General features: G+C 73.5%; 15 protein-coding genes, 1 pseudogene and 1 riboswitch. Of the genes and pseudogenes, 5 read left to right on the top strand and 11 right to left on the bottom strand.

What is annotated here, in order from left to right; translation table 11 throughout:
- Entirely contained in the window at positions 1–2,280 is a 2,280-nt protein-coding gene (locus ABD198_RS04810; protein ID WP_343998079.1) for a bifunctional salicylyl-CoA 5-hydroxylase/oxidoreductase, read from the top strand.
- Positions 2,281–2,302: 22 nt separating this feature from the next.
- Here the strand turns inward: ABD198_RS04810 and ABD198_RS04805 are convergent, their stop codons facing one another.
- The gene (locus ABD198_RS04805) at positions 2,303–3,127 is read right to left on the bottom strand and encodes a PaaX family transcriptional regulator (protein ID WP_343998077.1); all 825 of its coding nucleotides are present in this window, start codon (positions 3,125–3,127) and stop codon (positions 2,303–2,305) included.
- Positions 3,128–3,170: 43 nt separating this feature from the next.
- Positions 3,171–4,754, bottom strand: coding sequence for an AMP-binding protein (locus ABD198_RS04800; RefSeq protein WP_343998076.1), 1,584 nt, complete (start codon positions 4,752–4,754; stop codon positions 3,171–3,173).
- A 169-nt stretch (positions 4,755–4,923) separates the two neighbouring features.
- Between ABD198_RS04800 and ABD198_RS04795 the strand changes: the two genes are divergently transcribed.
- Together ABD198_RS04795 and ABD198_RS04790 are read left to right on the top strand one after the other, a co-directional pair.
- Positions 4,924–6,054 carry an acyl-CoA dehydrogenase family protein gene (locus ABD198_RS04795; protein ID WP_343998075.1) on the top strand — a complete coding sequence of 377 codons (1,131 nt, stop codon included), beginning with the start codon at positions 4,924–4,926 and terminating at the stop codon, positions 6,052–6,054.
- On the top strand, positions 6,051–6,449 hold the full coding sequence (locus ABD198_RS04790) for a RidA family protein (protein ID WP_343998074.1): 399 nt from the start codon (positions 6,051–6,053) through the stop codon (positions 6,447–6,449). Before ABD198_RS04795 ends, ABD198_RS04790 begins: the two co-directional genes overlap by 4 nt.
- Positions 6,450–6,487: 38 nt before the next feature.
- On the opposite strand, the gene ABD198_RS04785 is transcribed toward ABD198_RS04790, so the two are convergent.
- Positions 6,488–6,682, bottom strand: coding sequence for a DUF5999 family protein (locus ABD198_RS04785; protein WP_343998073.1), 195 nt, complete (start codon positions 6,680–6,682; stop codon positions 6,488–6,490).
- Between the two features lie 240 nt (positions 6,683–6,922).
- Here ABD198_RS04785 and ABD198_RS04780 point away from each other — a divergent pair, with 240 nt between their 5' ends.
- Positions 6,923–7,360, top strand: coding sequence for a DUF6299 family protein (locus ABD198_RS04780; RefSeq protein ID WP_343998072.1), 438 nt, complete (start codon positions 6,923–6,925; stop codon positions 7,358–7,360).
- Between the two features lie 58 nt (positions 7,361–7,418).
- Here ABD198_RS04780 and ABD198_RS04775 read toward each other — a convergent pair whose 3' ends face one another.
- The 5 genes from ABD198_RS04775 to ABD198_RS04755 all read right to left on the bottom strand — a co-directional run bounded on the left by ABD198_RS04775 (position 7,419) and on the right by ABD198_RS04755 (position 11,365).
- On the bottom strand, positions 7,419–8,477 hold the full coding sequence (locus ABD198_RS04775) for a PucR family transcriptional regulator (protein ID WP_343998071.1): 1,059 nt from the start codon (positions 8,475–8,477) through the stop codon (positions 7,419–7,421).
- Between the two features lie 204 nt (positions 8,478–8,681).
- Positions 8,682–9,527, bottom strand: coding sequence for an energy-coupling factor ABC transporter ATP-binding protein (locus ABD198_RS04770; protein ID WP_343998070.1), 846 nt, complete (start codon positions 9,525–9,527; stop codon positions 8,682–8,684).
- Complete coding sequence (cbiQ, locus tag ABD198_RS04765) at positions 9,524–10,273, bottom strand: cobalt ECF transporter T component CbiQ (RefSeq protein WP_343998068.1); 750 nt, start codon at positions 10,271–10,273, stop codon at positions 9,524–9,526. Before cbiQ ends, ABD198_RS04770 begins: the two co-directional genes overlap by 4 nt.
- A 4-nt stretch (positions 10,274–10,277) precedes the next feature.
- Complete coding sequence (locus tag ABD198_RS04760; RefSeq protein WP_343998067.1) at positions 10,278–10,661, bottom strand: energy-coupling factor ABC transporter substrate-binding protein; 384 nt, start codon at positions 10,659–10,661, stop codon at positions 10,278–10,280.
- The gene (locus ABD198_RS04755; protein WP_343998066.1) at positions 10,658–11,365 is read right to left on the bottom strand and encodes an energy-coupling factor ABC transporter permease; all 708 of its coding nucleotides are present in this window, start codon (positions 11,363–11,365) and stop codon (positions 10,658–10,660) included. The genes ABD198_RS04760 and ABD198_RS04755 overlap by 4 nt, the downstream gene beginning before the upstream one ends.
- 30 nt (positions 11,366–11,395) lie before the next feature.
- Positions 11,396–11,576, bottom strand: a riboswitch (cobalamin riboswitch).
- 33 nt (positions 11,577–11,609) lie between these two features.
- Between ABD198_RS04755 and ABD198_RS04750 the strand changes: the two are divergent.
- A pseudogene (locus tag ABD198_RS04750) lies at positions 11,610–11,906 on the top strand (beta-ketoacyl synthase N-terminal-like domain-containing protein); the annotation flags it as partial.
- Between the two features lie 402 nt (positions 11,907–12,308).
- On the opposite strand, the gene ABD198_RS04745 reads toward ABD198_RS04750, so the two are convergent.
- The 3 genes from ABD198_RS04745 to ABD198_RS04735 all read right to left on the bottom strand — a co-directional run bounded on the left by ABD198_RS04745 (position 12,309) and on the right by ABD198_RS04735 (position 14,396).
- The gene (locus ABD198_RS04745) at positions 12,309–13,046 is read right to left on the bottom strand and encodes a hypothetical protein (RefSeq protein WP_343998064.1); all 738 of its coding nucleotides are present in this window, start codon (positions 13,044–13,046) and stop codon (positions 12,309–12,311) included.
- A gap of 162 nt (positions 13,047–13,208) precedes the next feature.
- Positions 13,209–13,580, bottom strand: coding sequence for a hypothetical protein (locus ABD198_RS04740; RefSeq protein ID WP_343998063.1), 372 nt, complete (start codon positions 13,578–13,580; stop codon positions 13,209–13,211).
- Between the two features lie 468 nt (positions 13,581–14,048).
- Entirely contained in the window at positions 14,049–14,396 is a 348-nt protein-coding gene (locus ABD198_RS04735) for a DUF1330 domain-containing protein (protein ID WP_343998062.1), read from the bottom strand.
- Positions 14,397–14,626: the final 230 nt, after the last annotated feature.

The raw sequence follows: 14,626 nt of genomic DNA, 5'->3' as shown, positions 1-14,626 counted from the left end.
ATGCCGTCCACCCAGCAGATCGCGATCGCCGGCGGCGGCCCCGGCGGCCTTTACGCCGCCGCGCTGCTCAAACGCCTGGACCCCACCCGCCGGGTGACCCTCTGGGAACGCAACGCCCCCGACGACACCTTCGGCTTCGGCGTCGTCCTCTCCGACGAGACCCTCGGCGGCATCGAGCACGCCGACCCCGTCGTCTACGAGGCGCTGCGCAAGGAGTTCGTCCGCTGGGAGGACATCGACATCGTCCACCGCGGCAACCGGCACACCTCCTCCGGGCACGGCTTCGCCGCCCTCGGCCGCCGCCGGCTGCTTCAGATCCTGCACGACCGCTGCCGCTCCCTCGGCGTCGACCTGCGCTTCGGCACCCCCGCCCCCGACCCCGCCCGGCTGATGGAGACCCACGACCTGGTCATCGCCGCCGACGGGGTCCACAGCACCACCCGCACCGCTTTCCAGGAGGTCTTCCGCCCCCGCATCACCCCGCACCGCTGCCGCTACATCTGGCTCGCCGCCGACTTCGCCTTCGACGCCTTCCGCTTCGAGATCGCCGAGACCGAGCACGGCGTGATGCAACTGCACGGCTACCCGTACTCCGCCGACGCCTCCACCGTCATCGTCGAGATGCGCGAGGAGGTCTGGCGCGCCGCGGGATTCGACGAACTCGGCGAGACCGAGTCGGTCGAACGCTGCGCCAAGATCTTCTCCGAGGCGCTCGGCGGACGCCCGCTGCGCTCCAACAACTCGGTCTGGACGACCTTCCGCACCGTCGTCAACGAGCGCTGGTCGCACAACAACCTGGTGCTCCTCGGCGACGCTGCCCACACCGCCCACTTCTCGATCGGCTCCGGCACCAAGCTCGCCGTCGAGGACGCCCTCGCGCTCGCCGCCTGCCTGCGCGAACACCCCACCGTCCCGGAGGCGCTCACGGCCTACGAGGCCGAGCGGCGCCCGGTGGTCGCCTCCACCCAGCGCGCCGCACGGGCCAGCCTCGAATGGTTCGAGAACCTGGACCTCTACCTCGACCAGCCGCCGCTGCGGTTCGCCTTCAACCTGCTCACCCGCAGCCGCCGGGTCACCCACGACAACCTCCGGCTGCGCGACGCCCGCTTCACCGAGTCGGTGGAGCGCGAGTTCGGCTGCCCGCCCGGCACCCCGCCGATGTTCACCCCGTTCCGGCTGCGCGAGGTGACCCTGCGCAACCGGGTCGTGGTCTCCCCGATGGACATGTACTCGGCCGTCGACGGCGTCCCCGGCGACTTCCACCTCGTCCACCTCGGCGCCCGCGCGCTGGGCGGGGCCGGACTGGTGATGACGGAGATGGTGTGCGTCAGCGAGCAGGGCCGCATCACCCCCGGCTGCGCCGGCCTGTACACCGGCCGGCAGGCCGAGGCCTGGCGGCGGATCGTCGACTTCGTGCACAGCCGGTCCCCGGGCACCGCGATCGGCGTGCAGCTCGGCCACAGCGGCCGCAAGGGGTCCACCAAGCTGATGTGGGAGGGCATGGACGAGCCGCTGGACCACGGCAACTGGCCCCTGGTCGCGGCCTCCCCGCTGCCCTACAAGCCCGGCAGCCAGACCCCCCGCGAACTCACCCGCGCCCAGCTCACCGACATAAGGGAGCAGTTCACCACCGCCGCCCAGCGGGCCGCGCGCGCCGGTTTCGACCTGCTCGAACTGCACTGCGCCCACGGCTATCTGCTCTCCGGCTTCCTCTCCCCGCTGACCAACCGCCGCACCGACGCCTACGGCGGCTCACTCCAGAAGCGGCTGCGCTTCCCGCTGGAGGTCTTCGACGCGGTGCGCGCGGTGTGGCCCGAGGACCGGCCCATGACGGTGCGGATCTCTGCCACCGACTGGGCGGAGGGCGGCAACACCGCCGACGACGCCGTGGAGATCGCCCGCGCCTTCGCCGAGCACGGCGCCGACGCCATCGACGTCTCCACCGGGCAGGTGGTCGCCGATGAGCAGCCGGAGTTCGGCCGCTCGTACCAGACGCCGTTCGCCGACCGCATCCGGCACCGCGTCGGCATCCCGGTGATCGCCGTGGGCGCGATCTCCTCCTGGGACGACGTCAACTCGCTGATCCTCGCGGGCCGTGCGGACCTGTGCGCCCTCGCCCGCCCCCACCTCTACGACCCGCACTGGACGCTGCACGCGGCGGCCGAGCAGGGCTACCAGGGGCCGGGCGCGGTGTGGCCGGCGCCCTACCGGGCGGGCAGCAGACGCCCCCAGACGGGCCGCACGGACGCACCCAAACCCCGGCTCACGCTGGATGTCTGAGGAGACCTGAAGGCCCCTGGGGCTACAGCCCCACGAACTCGGCCCCCGCGTCCCTCAGCCGCTCGTGCAGGCCCCGGAAGACGGCGGCGGAGCGCACGCCGGGCCAGTCGGGCGGCAGCAGCGCGGGCGGCAGGCCGGGGTCGGTGTAAGGGAGGTGGCGCCAGGAGTCCAGGGCGAGCAGATAGTCCCGGTACGCCTCCTCCGGCGGGGTGTCCGGGCGCCGCTCCCACGCCTTCAGCACCCGCTCGTGGCGGTCCAGGAACGCCTCGTGCTGCTTGGCGATCCCGGCCAGGTCCCACCAGCGGGCCACCGCGTCGGAGGTCGCGGCGAAGCCCAGATGCTCACCGCGGAAGAGGTCCACATAGGTGTCCAGGCCGAGCCGCTGAAGGGTGTGCCGGGTCTCCTCGTACAGCCGCGCCGGGGCGATCCACACGCCGGGTGCCGCCGTGCCGAAGCCCAGGCGGGACAGGCGGGAGCGCAGCACGTGCCGCTTGTGCCGCTCGGACTCCGGCACCGAGAACACCGCGAGCACCCAGCCCTCGTCCTCGGGCGGCGCGGTGGCGTAGATGCGGCGGTCGCCGTCGTCGAGCAACTGGCGGGCCTCCGGCGACAGTTCGTAGCCGGCCGCGCCCTCGGCGGTGCGGGCCGGGACGAGCAGCCCGCGCCGCTTGAGCCGGGACACCGACGAGCGCACCGAGGGGGCGTCCACGCCGACCGCCGCCAGCAGCCGGATCAGCTCGGCGACGGGCACCGGTCCCGGCACGAAACGGCCGTAGGCGCCGTAGAGCGTGACGATCAGGGACCTCGGGGCGTGCTGCGCGGGCTGTTCTTCGGACACGTTGATCATCCTAATCGCGTCGCCGGAGCCCGGCCGCCCGTGTCTGACCTGGTCAGCCGCGCAACCGGAAGCGCTGGAGCTTTCCGGTGGCGGTGCGCGGCAGCGCGTCCAGGAAGACGATCTCGCGCGGGCACTTGTAGGGCGCCAGCTCCGACTTCACGAACTCCCGCAGCGCCTCGGCGTCCCGTTCGCCGCCCTCCTTGAGCACCGTGTACGCCACCACCACCTGACCGCGGTCCTCGTCCGGCCGTCCGACCACCGCCGCCTCGATCACGTCCGGGTGGCGCAGCAGCGCGTCCTCGACCTCCGGCCCGGCGATGTTGTACCCGGCCGAGATGATCATGTCGTCGGCGCGGGCCACGTACCGGAAGTAGCCGTCGGGTTCGCGGACGTAGGTGTCGCCGGTGATGTTCCAGCCGCCGCGCACGTACTCCTGCTGGCGGGGGTCGGCGAGGTAGCGGCAGCCGACCGGTCCGCGCACCGCGAGCAGGCCCGGCTCGCCGTCCGGCACGGGGTTGCCGTCGGCGTCCTGGACGCGCGCCTGCCAGCCGGGCACCGGGACCCCGGTGGTGCCCGGCCGGATGTCCTCGTCGGCGGCGGAGATGAAGATGTGCAGCAGCTCGGTGGCGCCGATGCCGTTGATGATGCGCAGCCCCGTGCGCTCGTACCAGGCCTGCCAGGTGGCCGCGGGCAGGTTCTCGCCCGCCGAGACGCAGCGGCGCAGCGAGGAGATGTCGTGCCCGTCGAGCTGGTCCAGCATCGCCCGGTACGCGGTGGGCGCGGTGAACAGCACCGACACCCGGTGCTCGGCGATCGCGGGCAACAGCTGGGCGGGATGCGCCTGTTCGAGCAGGAGGGCGCTCGCTCCGGCCCGCATCGGGAAGACGACGAGACCGCCGAGGCCGAAGGTGAAGCCGAGTGGCGGGGACCCGGCGAAGACGTCCTCCGGGAGGGGCCGCAGTACATGCCGGGAGAAGGTGTCCGCGATGGCGAGGACGTCCCGGTGGAAGTGCATGCAGCCCTTGGGCCGTCCGGTGGTGCCGGAGGTGAAGGCGATCAGCGCCACGTCGTCGGCGGCCGTGTCCACCGCCTGGAACGGCGTGGAAGGCGCCGGGCGGTGCAGCAGGTCGTCGGGGGAGTCGCCGCCGTAGGTGGCGATGCGCAGACCGGGCACCTCGGCCTTGGCGAGGTCGTCGACCGAGCGGATGTCGCACAGCGCGTGCTGCACGCGGGCGATCTGGCAGATGGTGCTGAGCTCGTGCGCGCGCTGCTGGGCCAGCACGGTCACGGCGACCGCCCCGGCCTTCAGCACCGCCAGCCAGCAGGCGGCCAGCCAGGGGGTGGTGGGGCCGCGCAGCAGCACCCGGTTTCCGGGGACGACCCCGAGGTCGCTGGTCAGGATGTGCGCCAGACGGTCGACGTGGGCGCGCAGCTCGTCGTAGGTCCAGCTCCCGCCGTCGGGGGTGCGGAACACCGGCCGGTCGCCGGGCTGCCCGGTGAGCAGTTCGGCGGCGCAGTTGAGCCGTTCGGGGTACTGCAGCTCCGGCAGGTCGAAGCGGAGCTCGGGCCACTGTTCCGGTGGCGGGAGGTGGTCGCGGGCGAAGGTGTCGACGTGCGCGGTGGCTCGTGGATTCATGACGATTCGCCCCCTCGGCGTGGTGGGCTCGCAGGGAAGGAGCGTATCGTGTTGGTGACGGCAGTCAACGGTCCGCGATAACCTCGATGAGCTCAGGCGCGACCGGCGGGCGGCAGGCCTCCGGGCGGCCCACGGGGACAGACCCCCACGGGGAGAGAGGGGACCGGCGATGACCGCATTCTCGCTCGAACCAGGACAACGCGCCTGGTGTGCCGAACTGCGCACGCTCGCCGCCGAACGCCTGCGACCGCTCGCCGACAAGGGCGAACCCGGCCATGTGAACCGGCCCCTGGTCGCCGAACTCGGCGCCCTCGGCCTGCTGCCCCGGCTGTTCACCTCCGGCGCCCTGGACCTGTGCCTGATGCGGGAGTCCCTCGCCTACGCCTGCACCGAGGCCGAGACCGCCCTCGCCCTCCAGGGCCTCGGCGCCCACCCCGTGCACGCCCACGGCACCCCGGAACAGAAGGAGCGCTGGCTCCCCCAGGTGGGTGACGGCAGCGCCGTGGCCGCGTTCGCGCTCAGCGAGCCGGGCGCCGGCTCCGACGCCGCCGCCCTGTCGCTCACCGCTCACCCGGACGGCCCCGGCCGCTGGCGGCTCACCGGCGAGAAGTGCTGGATCTCCAACGCCCCCGAGGCCGACCTCTACACCGTCTTCGCCCGCACCACCCCGGGCGCCGGGGCGCGCGGCGTCACCGCCTTCCTGGTCCCCGCCGGCCGGCCCGGCCTGACCGGCACCGGCCTCGACATGCTCTCCCCGCACCCCATCGGAGCCCTCGGCTTCGACGGCGTTCCGGTGAGCGCCGCCGACGTCCTGGGCGAGGTGGACGGCGGCTTCCGGGTCGCGATGGGCACACTCAATCTGTTCCGGCCCAGCGTCGGCGCGTTCGCCGTCGGCATGGCCCAGGCGGCGCTGGACGCCACCCTCCAACACACCGCCCGCCGCGAGGCGTTCGGCGGCCGGCTCAGCGACCTGCAGTCCGTCGCCCACCAGGTCGCCGAGATGGCGCTGCGCACCGAGGCCGCCCGCCTGATGGTCTACGCGGCGGCCACGGCGTACGACGCGGGCGAGGGCGACGTCCCGAAGCGCGCCGCCATGGCGAAGCTGCTGGCCACCGAGACCGCGCAGTACGTCGTCGACCACGCCGTCCAGCTGCACGGCGCCCGCGCCCTGCAGCGCGGACACCTGCTGGAGCACCTCTACCGCGAGGTCCGCGCGCCGAGGATCTATGAAGGGGCCAGCGAGGTCCAACGGGGCATCATCGCCAAGGAGTTGTACAAGAATCTGGAGGCCGACCGGTGACCTGCGAGCGCATCGACCCGCCCGAGCTGTCCCCGCCGACCGGCTTCTCCCACGCCGTGGTCGCCACCGGCAGCCGGGTGGTCTTCCTGGCCGGCCAGACCGCCCTGGACGGCGACGGCAAGGTGACCGGCGAGACCCTGCCCGAGCAGTTCGAGCGGGCGCTGGACAATCTCCTCACCGCGCTGCGCGCGGCCGGCGGCACCCCGTCCGACCTGGCCCGCGTCACCGTCTACGCCACCGATGTCGCCGAGTACCGCAGGCACGCCCGCGAACTGGGCCGCATCTGGCGGGAGGCGGCGGGCCGGGACTACCCCGCGATGGCCGTCGTCGAGGTCGTCCGGCTCTGGGACGAACAGGCGATGGTCGAACTCGACGGCTTCGCCGTGCTGCCCTGAGGCCTGTCGCCCGGGTCTGTTGAGCGGCGGGCCGGTGATCAGGCCGCGACCACGAGGCGGTCGGCCGGGGCGCGGTGCGGGGCGATCACCCTGCCGTCCGGCAGCAGCTCGCCCGTGTCGTCGAAGACGATCGAGCCGTCGCACAGCAGGCTCCAGCCCTGCTCGGGGTGGGCGGCCACCACGTGCGGGGCCGGGGAGTCGGTGCGGGGGCAGGAAGACCGGTGGGCACACATGGCGCACCTCCACGTCGTGACGATCCGGATGGGCCGTACACCTCGACCATGCGCCCGTCAGGGGCACCGCGGAACGGCCCGCCGGGAAACGTGACAGCTTCCGGACACTCCCGCGACCGTTCTCCGACGGCCGATGCGGACTCGCCACCGAAGGGGTGAGGATGACGGGCGCCGCCCCGCCCGCCGGGTACTGCTGGAACCCCCACAGGTCGGATTGTCGCTCCAATCGGGAGGTTCCCCATGTCTCTGCGCCCCCTCCTCACCGCCGCGGCCGGCGCGGCGCTGCTGCTCGGCCCCGTCGTCGCCGCGCCCCCGGCCGCCGCGGCGGCCGCGCCCGGCGAGACCGTCACCGTCAGCGCCACCGGCCGGATCACCGACGACGGCAAGATCACCCTCTCCGGCACCTACCGCTGCACCGGCGCCACCGGCCCGGCCTTCGTCAGCTCCTCCGTCCACCAGGGCAGCTCCACGGTCCGCTACGGCATCGGCGGCACCGGGGCCGTGTGCGACGGCACCCTGCGCACCTGGAAGAACACCGGCTCGGTGCACGCCGACACCGTGCGGCCGGGCAAGGTGGAGGCCGAGGCCACCGTCACCGAGCTGCGCTCCTTCGCCGGCCTGCCGCTTCCGGTCATCCACGCCGTCCAGAAGAAGGGCGTCGAGCTGAAGGCCGCCTGACGGAGGCCCTGCCGATGCCTGCCCGCCGCCCGACGGACGCCCACTTGGCCGGCCGCGCTCACTCCCCGTCGGCCGGCCAGCCCAGCAGACGTGCGCCGATGACCGCGGTCTGCAGCATGTACCGCTGGGCCGGGTCGGCGGGATTGGCGCCGGTGAGCTTGTGGATGCGCTCCAGGCGGTAGGTCAGGGCCCGCACGCTCAGCGACAGCCGCCGGGCGGCCTCGGCGGCGACGCAGCCGGAGTCGAAGTAGGCGGTCAGGGTGTCGAGCAGCGGCCGGGCACCGCCGCGGGCCTTGGTGAGCGGACCGAGGGCGTGGTGCACCAGGTCGGTCATGGCCTGCCGGTCGCGCGCGAGGACGGGGTAGACCAGCAGGTCGGCCGCGTGCAGCACCGGGTCGTCCAGCTCCAGCCGCTCGGCGATCTCCAGCGCGCTCAAGGCCTCCTCGTAGGACTGCACCACCCCGCCCGGCCCGCTGTGCGCCCGCCCGATGGCCACCTGGCCGCCGTCGGTGGCGGCGTGCGCCTGCTTGGCGAAGACCGTGAGCACTTCCTTCTGGTGTCTGGGCGCGATGCACAGCAGCCGCCCGTCCTTGGTGCTGAGCAGCACATGGCGGTCACCGAAACGGGCGATCAGCGCACGCTCCACCTGGCGGGGGACGGCGTCGCCCTCGTCGTAGGCGGCGGGGCCGCGGGCCACCGCCACGGCGTGCGCGTGGGACAGGCGCAGGCCGAAGCGTTCGGCGCGTTCGGCGAGCCGGCCCAGGTCGCTGCGCCCGTAGAGCAGGTCGTCGATGAACTCCCGGCGCGCGGCCACCTCCTGGCGCACCGCCAGCCGCTGGGCGCGCTCGTAGCCCTCGGCGAAGGCGTCCACCGCCTGCTGGACGGCCGCCAGCGCGTCGTCCACCGAACCGTTGCCGCGCGGCCAGGCCGTGCGGGCGGCGGACAGATGGGCGCGGACCAGGGCACGCATGCCGTAGCCGGCCTCCGCGGCCCGCTCGCCCAGCGCCCGGCGGGCGGAGAGCTCGTCCCGGGTCAGGCGCCGGCCGGTGGCGGCCACATCGGCGAGCAGACGGGCGTACCCCTCGAGATACTGCTCCGGAATCTCCCGCTCCACCATGCTCCCCCGGCCCCCGTGATCCTGACGCCCGTGTGACGCCCCTGGCCTCCCACCGGCAGGCTGACCCTAATGAACGCTGCCGGAATCCGGCAATGCGGCCCGGGCCGGTGTACGGGCACCATGGGCGCGGGGAGCACGGGGGAGGTTCCGGTTCCCGGCACCGGCAGATGCCGGGATCCGGAGCCGCTGCGGAGGGCCCCGCACTCATCGGTCGGTGGCGTGTGCCGCGGCGAGCGCGGCCAGCTCCTCCGGTGTCCGGGGCCCGCCCCCGTCCGCCGGCCACCCGTGCGCGCGCAGCAACTGCCCCACCGCGACACCCCACGGCAGCCGCAGCCCCGCCTCCGCCAGCAGATCCGCGCGGGCCAGCAGCTCACCGGCCGGACCGGTGCGCACACCCGACGGGGTGAGCAGCGCGGCGTCGTCGGCCCAGCGCAGCGCGAGGTCCACGTCATGGGTGGCCATCACCACCGTCGTGCCGCCCGCCCGCAGCCGGCCGAGCGTGGCCAGCAGCCTCTCCTGGCCGTCGGGATCGAGACCGGCGGTCGGCTCGTCCAGGATCAGCACCCGGGGCCGCATGGCGACGGCGCCCGCGATCGCGGTCCGCTTGCGCTGCCCGTAGGACAGCAGATGCGTGGGCCGGTCGGCGAGGTGGGAGATGTCAAGCGCGGCCAGCGCCTCGGCCACCCGGGCGCGCACCTCCTCGTCCGGCAGCCCGAGGTTCAGCGGCCCGAACGACACGTCCTGGCCGACGGAGGCGGCGAAGAGCTGGTCGTCGGGGTCCTGCACCACCAGCTGCACGGTGGTCCGCAGCCGGGTCAGCCCCTTGCGGTCGTGACGCACCGGCCGGCCCCCGACGGTCAACTCGCCCTCCAGCGGTCGCAGTCCGCCGCTGAGCAGCCGCATCAGCGTGGTCTTGCCGCTGCCGTTGCGCCCCAGCAGCGCCAGCGCGCGGCCCTCGGGGACCTCGAAGTCGAGGCCGCTGAGCACCAGCGGCCCGTCCTCGTAGGCGAACGACGCGCCCCGCAGGGCGACCAGGGCCGGTTCGGTCACGACAGGGGCCTTTCCAGGACGAAGGTGAGGGCGGTCAGCGCCGCCAGCAGGGCGAGGCTCGCCGCCGTGAAGCGGACGGAGACGCGCGCCTCGGGGACCAGCACACGCAGGGTGCCGTCGTAGCCGCGCCCGGCGAGTCCCGCCTGGAGCCGGGCCGCCCGGTCGAAGGACCGGACGAACGCGGTGGCGCCGAGACCGCCGAGCGAACGCCAGGTGGCCGCGCGGGTGGTGTGCCCCAGCCGGGCCGCCTGCGCCTCCCGGATCCGCCGCACCGAGTCGAGCAGCAGAAAGCTCATGCGGTACGTCACCAGCGCCACGTCCACCAGCGGCGCCGGCACCCCGGCCCGGACCAGGCGGGGCAGCAGATCGGACATGGGGGTGGTGAACGCGAACAGCAGCACGCCCAGCGAGGCGGCCGAGGTGCGCAGCAGCAACTCCCCGGCGCGCAGCGGCCCGTCGCCGGCGAGCGCCAGGAAACCGCCGGGCCCGCCCACCCGCACCAGCAGGGTGAGCGCCCCGGTGACACAGAAGCCCAGCGGCACCCGCCAGGCGCGCCACAGCCGCCGCGCCGGCACGCCCGCCGGCCCCAGCAGCCCGACGAGCGCGGCCGCGATCACCAGCGCCGCGCCCGGCCACGGCGGCAGCGAGATCGCCAGCACCGTCAGGCCAAGACCGAGCACCGCCTTGTCCACGGGATGCCGGCGGCGCCAGCGACTGCTGTGCGCCGCCGCGTCGATCGACAGCACCCGGTCAGCTCCGCGGCCGGGACGCGGTCTCGTCGCCGCCGCCCCCGTCGCCCGCGGGCTCGTGCTCCGGTTCGGTGCGGACCAGCGCCCTGGCCTCGCCCTGGCGGCGGCCCCGCCGCAGACCGAAGTAGTAGGCGAGGACCCCGGCGCCGATCGCGGCCTGCAGGGCGAACAGGGCCGACTCGATCTCGGCGGACGGAGGCTCGTACAGCGGGGAGAACCACGGCTCGTAGTCGGGGTCCAGCTCGGTGATCGCGGTCTCCGCCTCCCCGTCCGCCCCGGCGAACGGCTCCTCCTTGTGGTCGCCGAGCCCGAGCACCAGCGGCAGCACGGCGAGCGCGGCCACCGCGAGCAGCAGCAGAAGGTTGATCCGGGTGCCGCGCTTCACCGGGCCACCGCCTTCCGCTCCGCGGTGCGGGCGGACCCCGCCCCGGCCACCAGCACACCCAGCCGGGTCAGTTCGCCCCTGCTGGACTGCACCAGCATCCGCATCACCAGCACGGTCAGCAGCCCCTCGCTGACCGCCAGCGGGATCTGCGTCACCGCGAAGATGGAGCCGAACTTGCCGAGCGCGCCCAGGAATCCGCTGCCCGGGTCCGGGAAGGCCAGCGCCAGCTGCACACTGGTCACGCAGTACGTCGACAGGTCGGCGAGGAACGCGCCGCAGAACACGGCGGCCATCAGCGGCACGTCGTAGCGCCGCAGCAGCCCGTACACGGCGTAACCGGCCCAGGGTCCGACGACCGCCATGGAGAACACGTTGGCGCCCAGCGTGGTCAGGCCGCCGTGGGCGAGCAGCAGCGACTGGAACAGCAGGGTGATGGTGCCCAGCACCGCCATCACCGGCGGCCGGAACAGGATCGCTCCCAGCCCGGTACCGGTGGGATGGGAGCAACTCCCGGTCACCGAGGGCAGTTTCAGCGCCGACAGAACGAAGGTGAAGGCTCCCGACGCGCCCAGCAGCAGCGTGCTCTCGGGGTGTTCCCTCACTTCACGGATGAGCGACCGGGCTCCGTGGATCACGAACGGCGCCGCTGCGACGCCCCAGGCGACCGCGTGCGCCGGTGGCAGAAAACCCTCGGCTATGTGCATGGCTCAGCAGACCCTCTCCAGCACCTCGTGGATGGTTGACGTGCCTTGGCCGGTCTCCTGGCTGACGGGTACCACCGCCCGTGCTCCGCCTTCCCGGGTCCCAAGACCCAGTGGCTGTCCGTGAGGACCGGAGCCGGACTTCCCGATCACAGTGGCGAGGGCCGCACCGGCATCACACCGGTTTCCCGTCACCAAGGCGTGGTGACAGTAGTTCGCGTCACGGCCCGGTGACAAGCCGCCACCGGGGCGCGTGGAGTTCGCCCGGCAGGGCGGGCTGGCCGCCGACGGCCGCTGCAAGGCGTTCTCCGACGACGCCGACGGCACCGGCTGGTCCGAGCGCGTCGGCGTGCTGGTGCTGCAGCGGCTGTCCGACGCCCGCCGCGAGGGACGCCGGGTGCTGGCCGTGCCGCGCGGCAGCGCCGTCAACCAGGACGGCGAGAGCAACGGCCTCACCGCACCCAACGGCCCCTCCCAGGAACGCGTCATCCGCCACGCCCTCGCCTCCGCCGGGCTCACCCCGGCCGAGGCCGACGCGGTCGATACGGCGACGCCGGAGCGGCCTTCACCCTCTTCATCTCGGTGCTCGGCACCAGCATGGTGCAGCTGTACGGCAGCGAGGAGCTGAAGGCGCGCTATCTGAACCCCATGGCCGCCGGGGGCACGTTCTGCGCCACCCTGGGGAGCGAACGGGCCGCCGGCATCGAACTCGGCCGCATCGAGTCCGTGGTGTCCGAGGAGGGCGGCGAACTGGTCTCACCGGGGAGAAGTCGCCCGGGGGTGCTCAGAGGACGCCCAGGGAGGCGCACTCGGGGTCCGGGATCCACCAGCGGGCGACGTGCCCGTCCTGCCCCGGCACGGCGGGCGAGACTGAAAAGGTCCCGGCGAGTGCAGGAAGCGCCGTCGCACCGCTGCCGCGTCCGTGACAGGTTGCTGCCGCCGCCCGTCAGGCGCAGCCGTGGCGCCAGTTCCAGCCGGCGAAGGTGTGCCGCGCCTCCACGTCGAAGCGGCATGAGGCGGTGCCGTCGGCGGCGAGGTCCACGTAGGAGTGGTGGGTGTTGGCGTACCAGGAGCCGGTCGGGTCGAAGATGCCCCGGTAGCCGAAGTCCGCGTGCGCCTCGGTGCGGGAGACCGCGCAGTCGGCGCTGCAGTCGGTGTCGCTGCGGGCCGAGACCAGCGACCAGCCGGCGTTCCACGGCTCGCGGTTGAACTGCTGGGTGGCCCCGGTCGAAGCGGCCGCGACCCGGCTGCCGCCGGTGGTCCACTCGGAGGCCGTGTACAGGCCGGTCATCCGGATGTTGCAGCAGTCGTACATCTCGTTCCAGCTCGACACCCGGTGAGTGCCGTCCGCCTTCGTGCCGGACGCCGCCTTCGTGCCGGACGCCGCCGTCGCGCCGGACGCTGCCTTCTTCGTGCCGGACGCCGCCGCCATGGTCCGGGCCGCCGCGCCCTCGGCCTTGCCGGCCGGCACCATCCGCACCGTGCCGTACCGGGCCGTGCAGTCCGCGCCGATCGACACCTCCCGCTCCACCGCCATCCCCGCGGGCGGCACCGGCAGCGAGCCCGTCAGCCGCAGCGTGCCGCAGGACCGCTCGGTGGGCCGTGCCTCGTCGCCGCCGGCCGCCCGTGCGGCGGGCGCCATGACGGTGAGCACGGCGGCGGCGAGCATCGTGCCGAGAGCCATTCGGATACGCAATTCCCGTTCCTTTCAGAAAAGTTCGACGCGGACCATTCCGGAAGGAAACGTAACCTCGCGCCCGCGATTGCGGGGCGGTCGCCCGGAATGTGGCAGAAAGCTGACGGTCTGCGTTCCCCGCGGGAGGACCCGCCGTGCAGCACCTTCATGTCAGCGCAGTTGAGGCGCTCCGGGACCGGTACGGACAGTGGTGATCCGAATGTGCGCATCCGCCACCCCTCCCGTGTCGGAAGGGTTTCCGATGAGCGTGCGGCAGCTGAGCGGGACCACGGCGGACATCCGGGCGAAATCCGGGAGACCAGCGGCCTGCTCGACCGGATCCCCCTGCACGACGCCGAACTGGAACGCCGGTTGCGGGAATCCCTGGAACGCGTGGAGAAACGGCTTCTCGCCGTGGCCCAGGACGGTGCTGATCCGGCAAGGGAGCCGGTGATGACCCTGCACGAGTGGATCGCCGAGCTCGACCGCATCCGCCGCGACGTTCTCGCCGGCCCGGGCGAGAAGGCGACGGCGGCGCAGCACGCCAAGGGGAAGCTGACGGCGCGGGAGCGCATCGAGCGGGATCGATCACCTGCACCGGCGGCGTCGGCAAGACCGCCCTCGCCGTCCACTGGGCCCACCAGGTGCACGCCCGCTTTCCCGACGGGCAGCTCTTCGCCGACACGGCTACGACGAGGAGCAGGCCCCGCGCAAGCCGAGCGCCGTCCTCCACCGCTTCCTGCGCGCCCCCGGCGTGCCGGGCCCGCAGATCTCCGCCGACCAGGTGGAACGCACCGCCCTGTTCCGCAGCGTGCCGGACGGCCGGCGGGTGCTGAACGTCCTCGACAACGCCCGCTCGTTCTCCCAGATCCGCCCGCTGCTGCCGGGCACCCCCCGCTGCTGCGTCCTGGTCACCAGCCGCGGCAGCATGGGCGGGCAGCGGCATGGCCGGCGACTACGCCCTCGTGCCCCTCCAGCTCGGCGACCGGGACCGCCTCACCCGGTGTCGTCTCACCCGACGTCGAGGCTCTCCCGCACGGCCTGGGCCGTGACCTTCGGGTCGTAGTCCTCGGGGACGCCCTCGACCAGGACGATGTCGGCCTCGCTGTGCCGGGTGCGCAGCGGGGCGATCTCCCGGTAGGCGGGGGAGCTCCACCACGCCCGCGCCTCGGCGATCCCCGGAAAGGCGATCATCACGACATTCCCGGGCCAGTCCCCCTCCACCACCTCGTGCTGCCTGCCGTGCACCAGGAAACGACCGCCGTACGGCTCGAAGGTGCCCTGGATGCGCTCGATGTACTCGGCGACGTCCGCATGCGGCGTGACCCGGTGCAGCCGGGCGATGGCGTAGGCGGTCATGGTGCCCCTCCGGTCGATCGGTCGGTCGGAATCCGTATGCCGCCGATCATGGCAGCAACCGCACAGGCGGTCGATTACCTTTCGGGTAATGGACCCCGAGTGACCATTCGCTGCCCCCGCCGCTCACCGAACCGTCAGGTTCGGCCCCATAGCGACAGTTGGCGACAAGCCCGCGTGGCCCGCGTCCGTGCGTGCTGGGATGGGCCCTTACCACTGGCGGCAGCACGGCT

The organism is Streptomyces thermocarboxydovorans, assembly GCF_039524635.1.
GTDB lineage: Bacteria > Actinomycetota > Actinomycetes > Streptomycetales > Streptomycetaceae > Streptomyces > Streptomyces thermocarboxydovorans.
The sequence above is the reverse complement of the archived record's forward strand: the minus strand, read 5'-3'. Positions and strand labels throughout refer to the sequence as shown.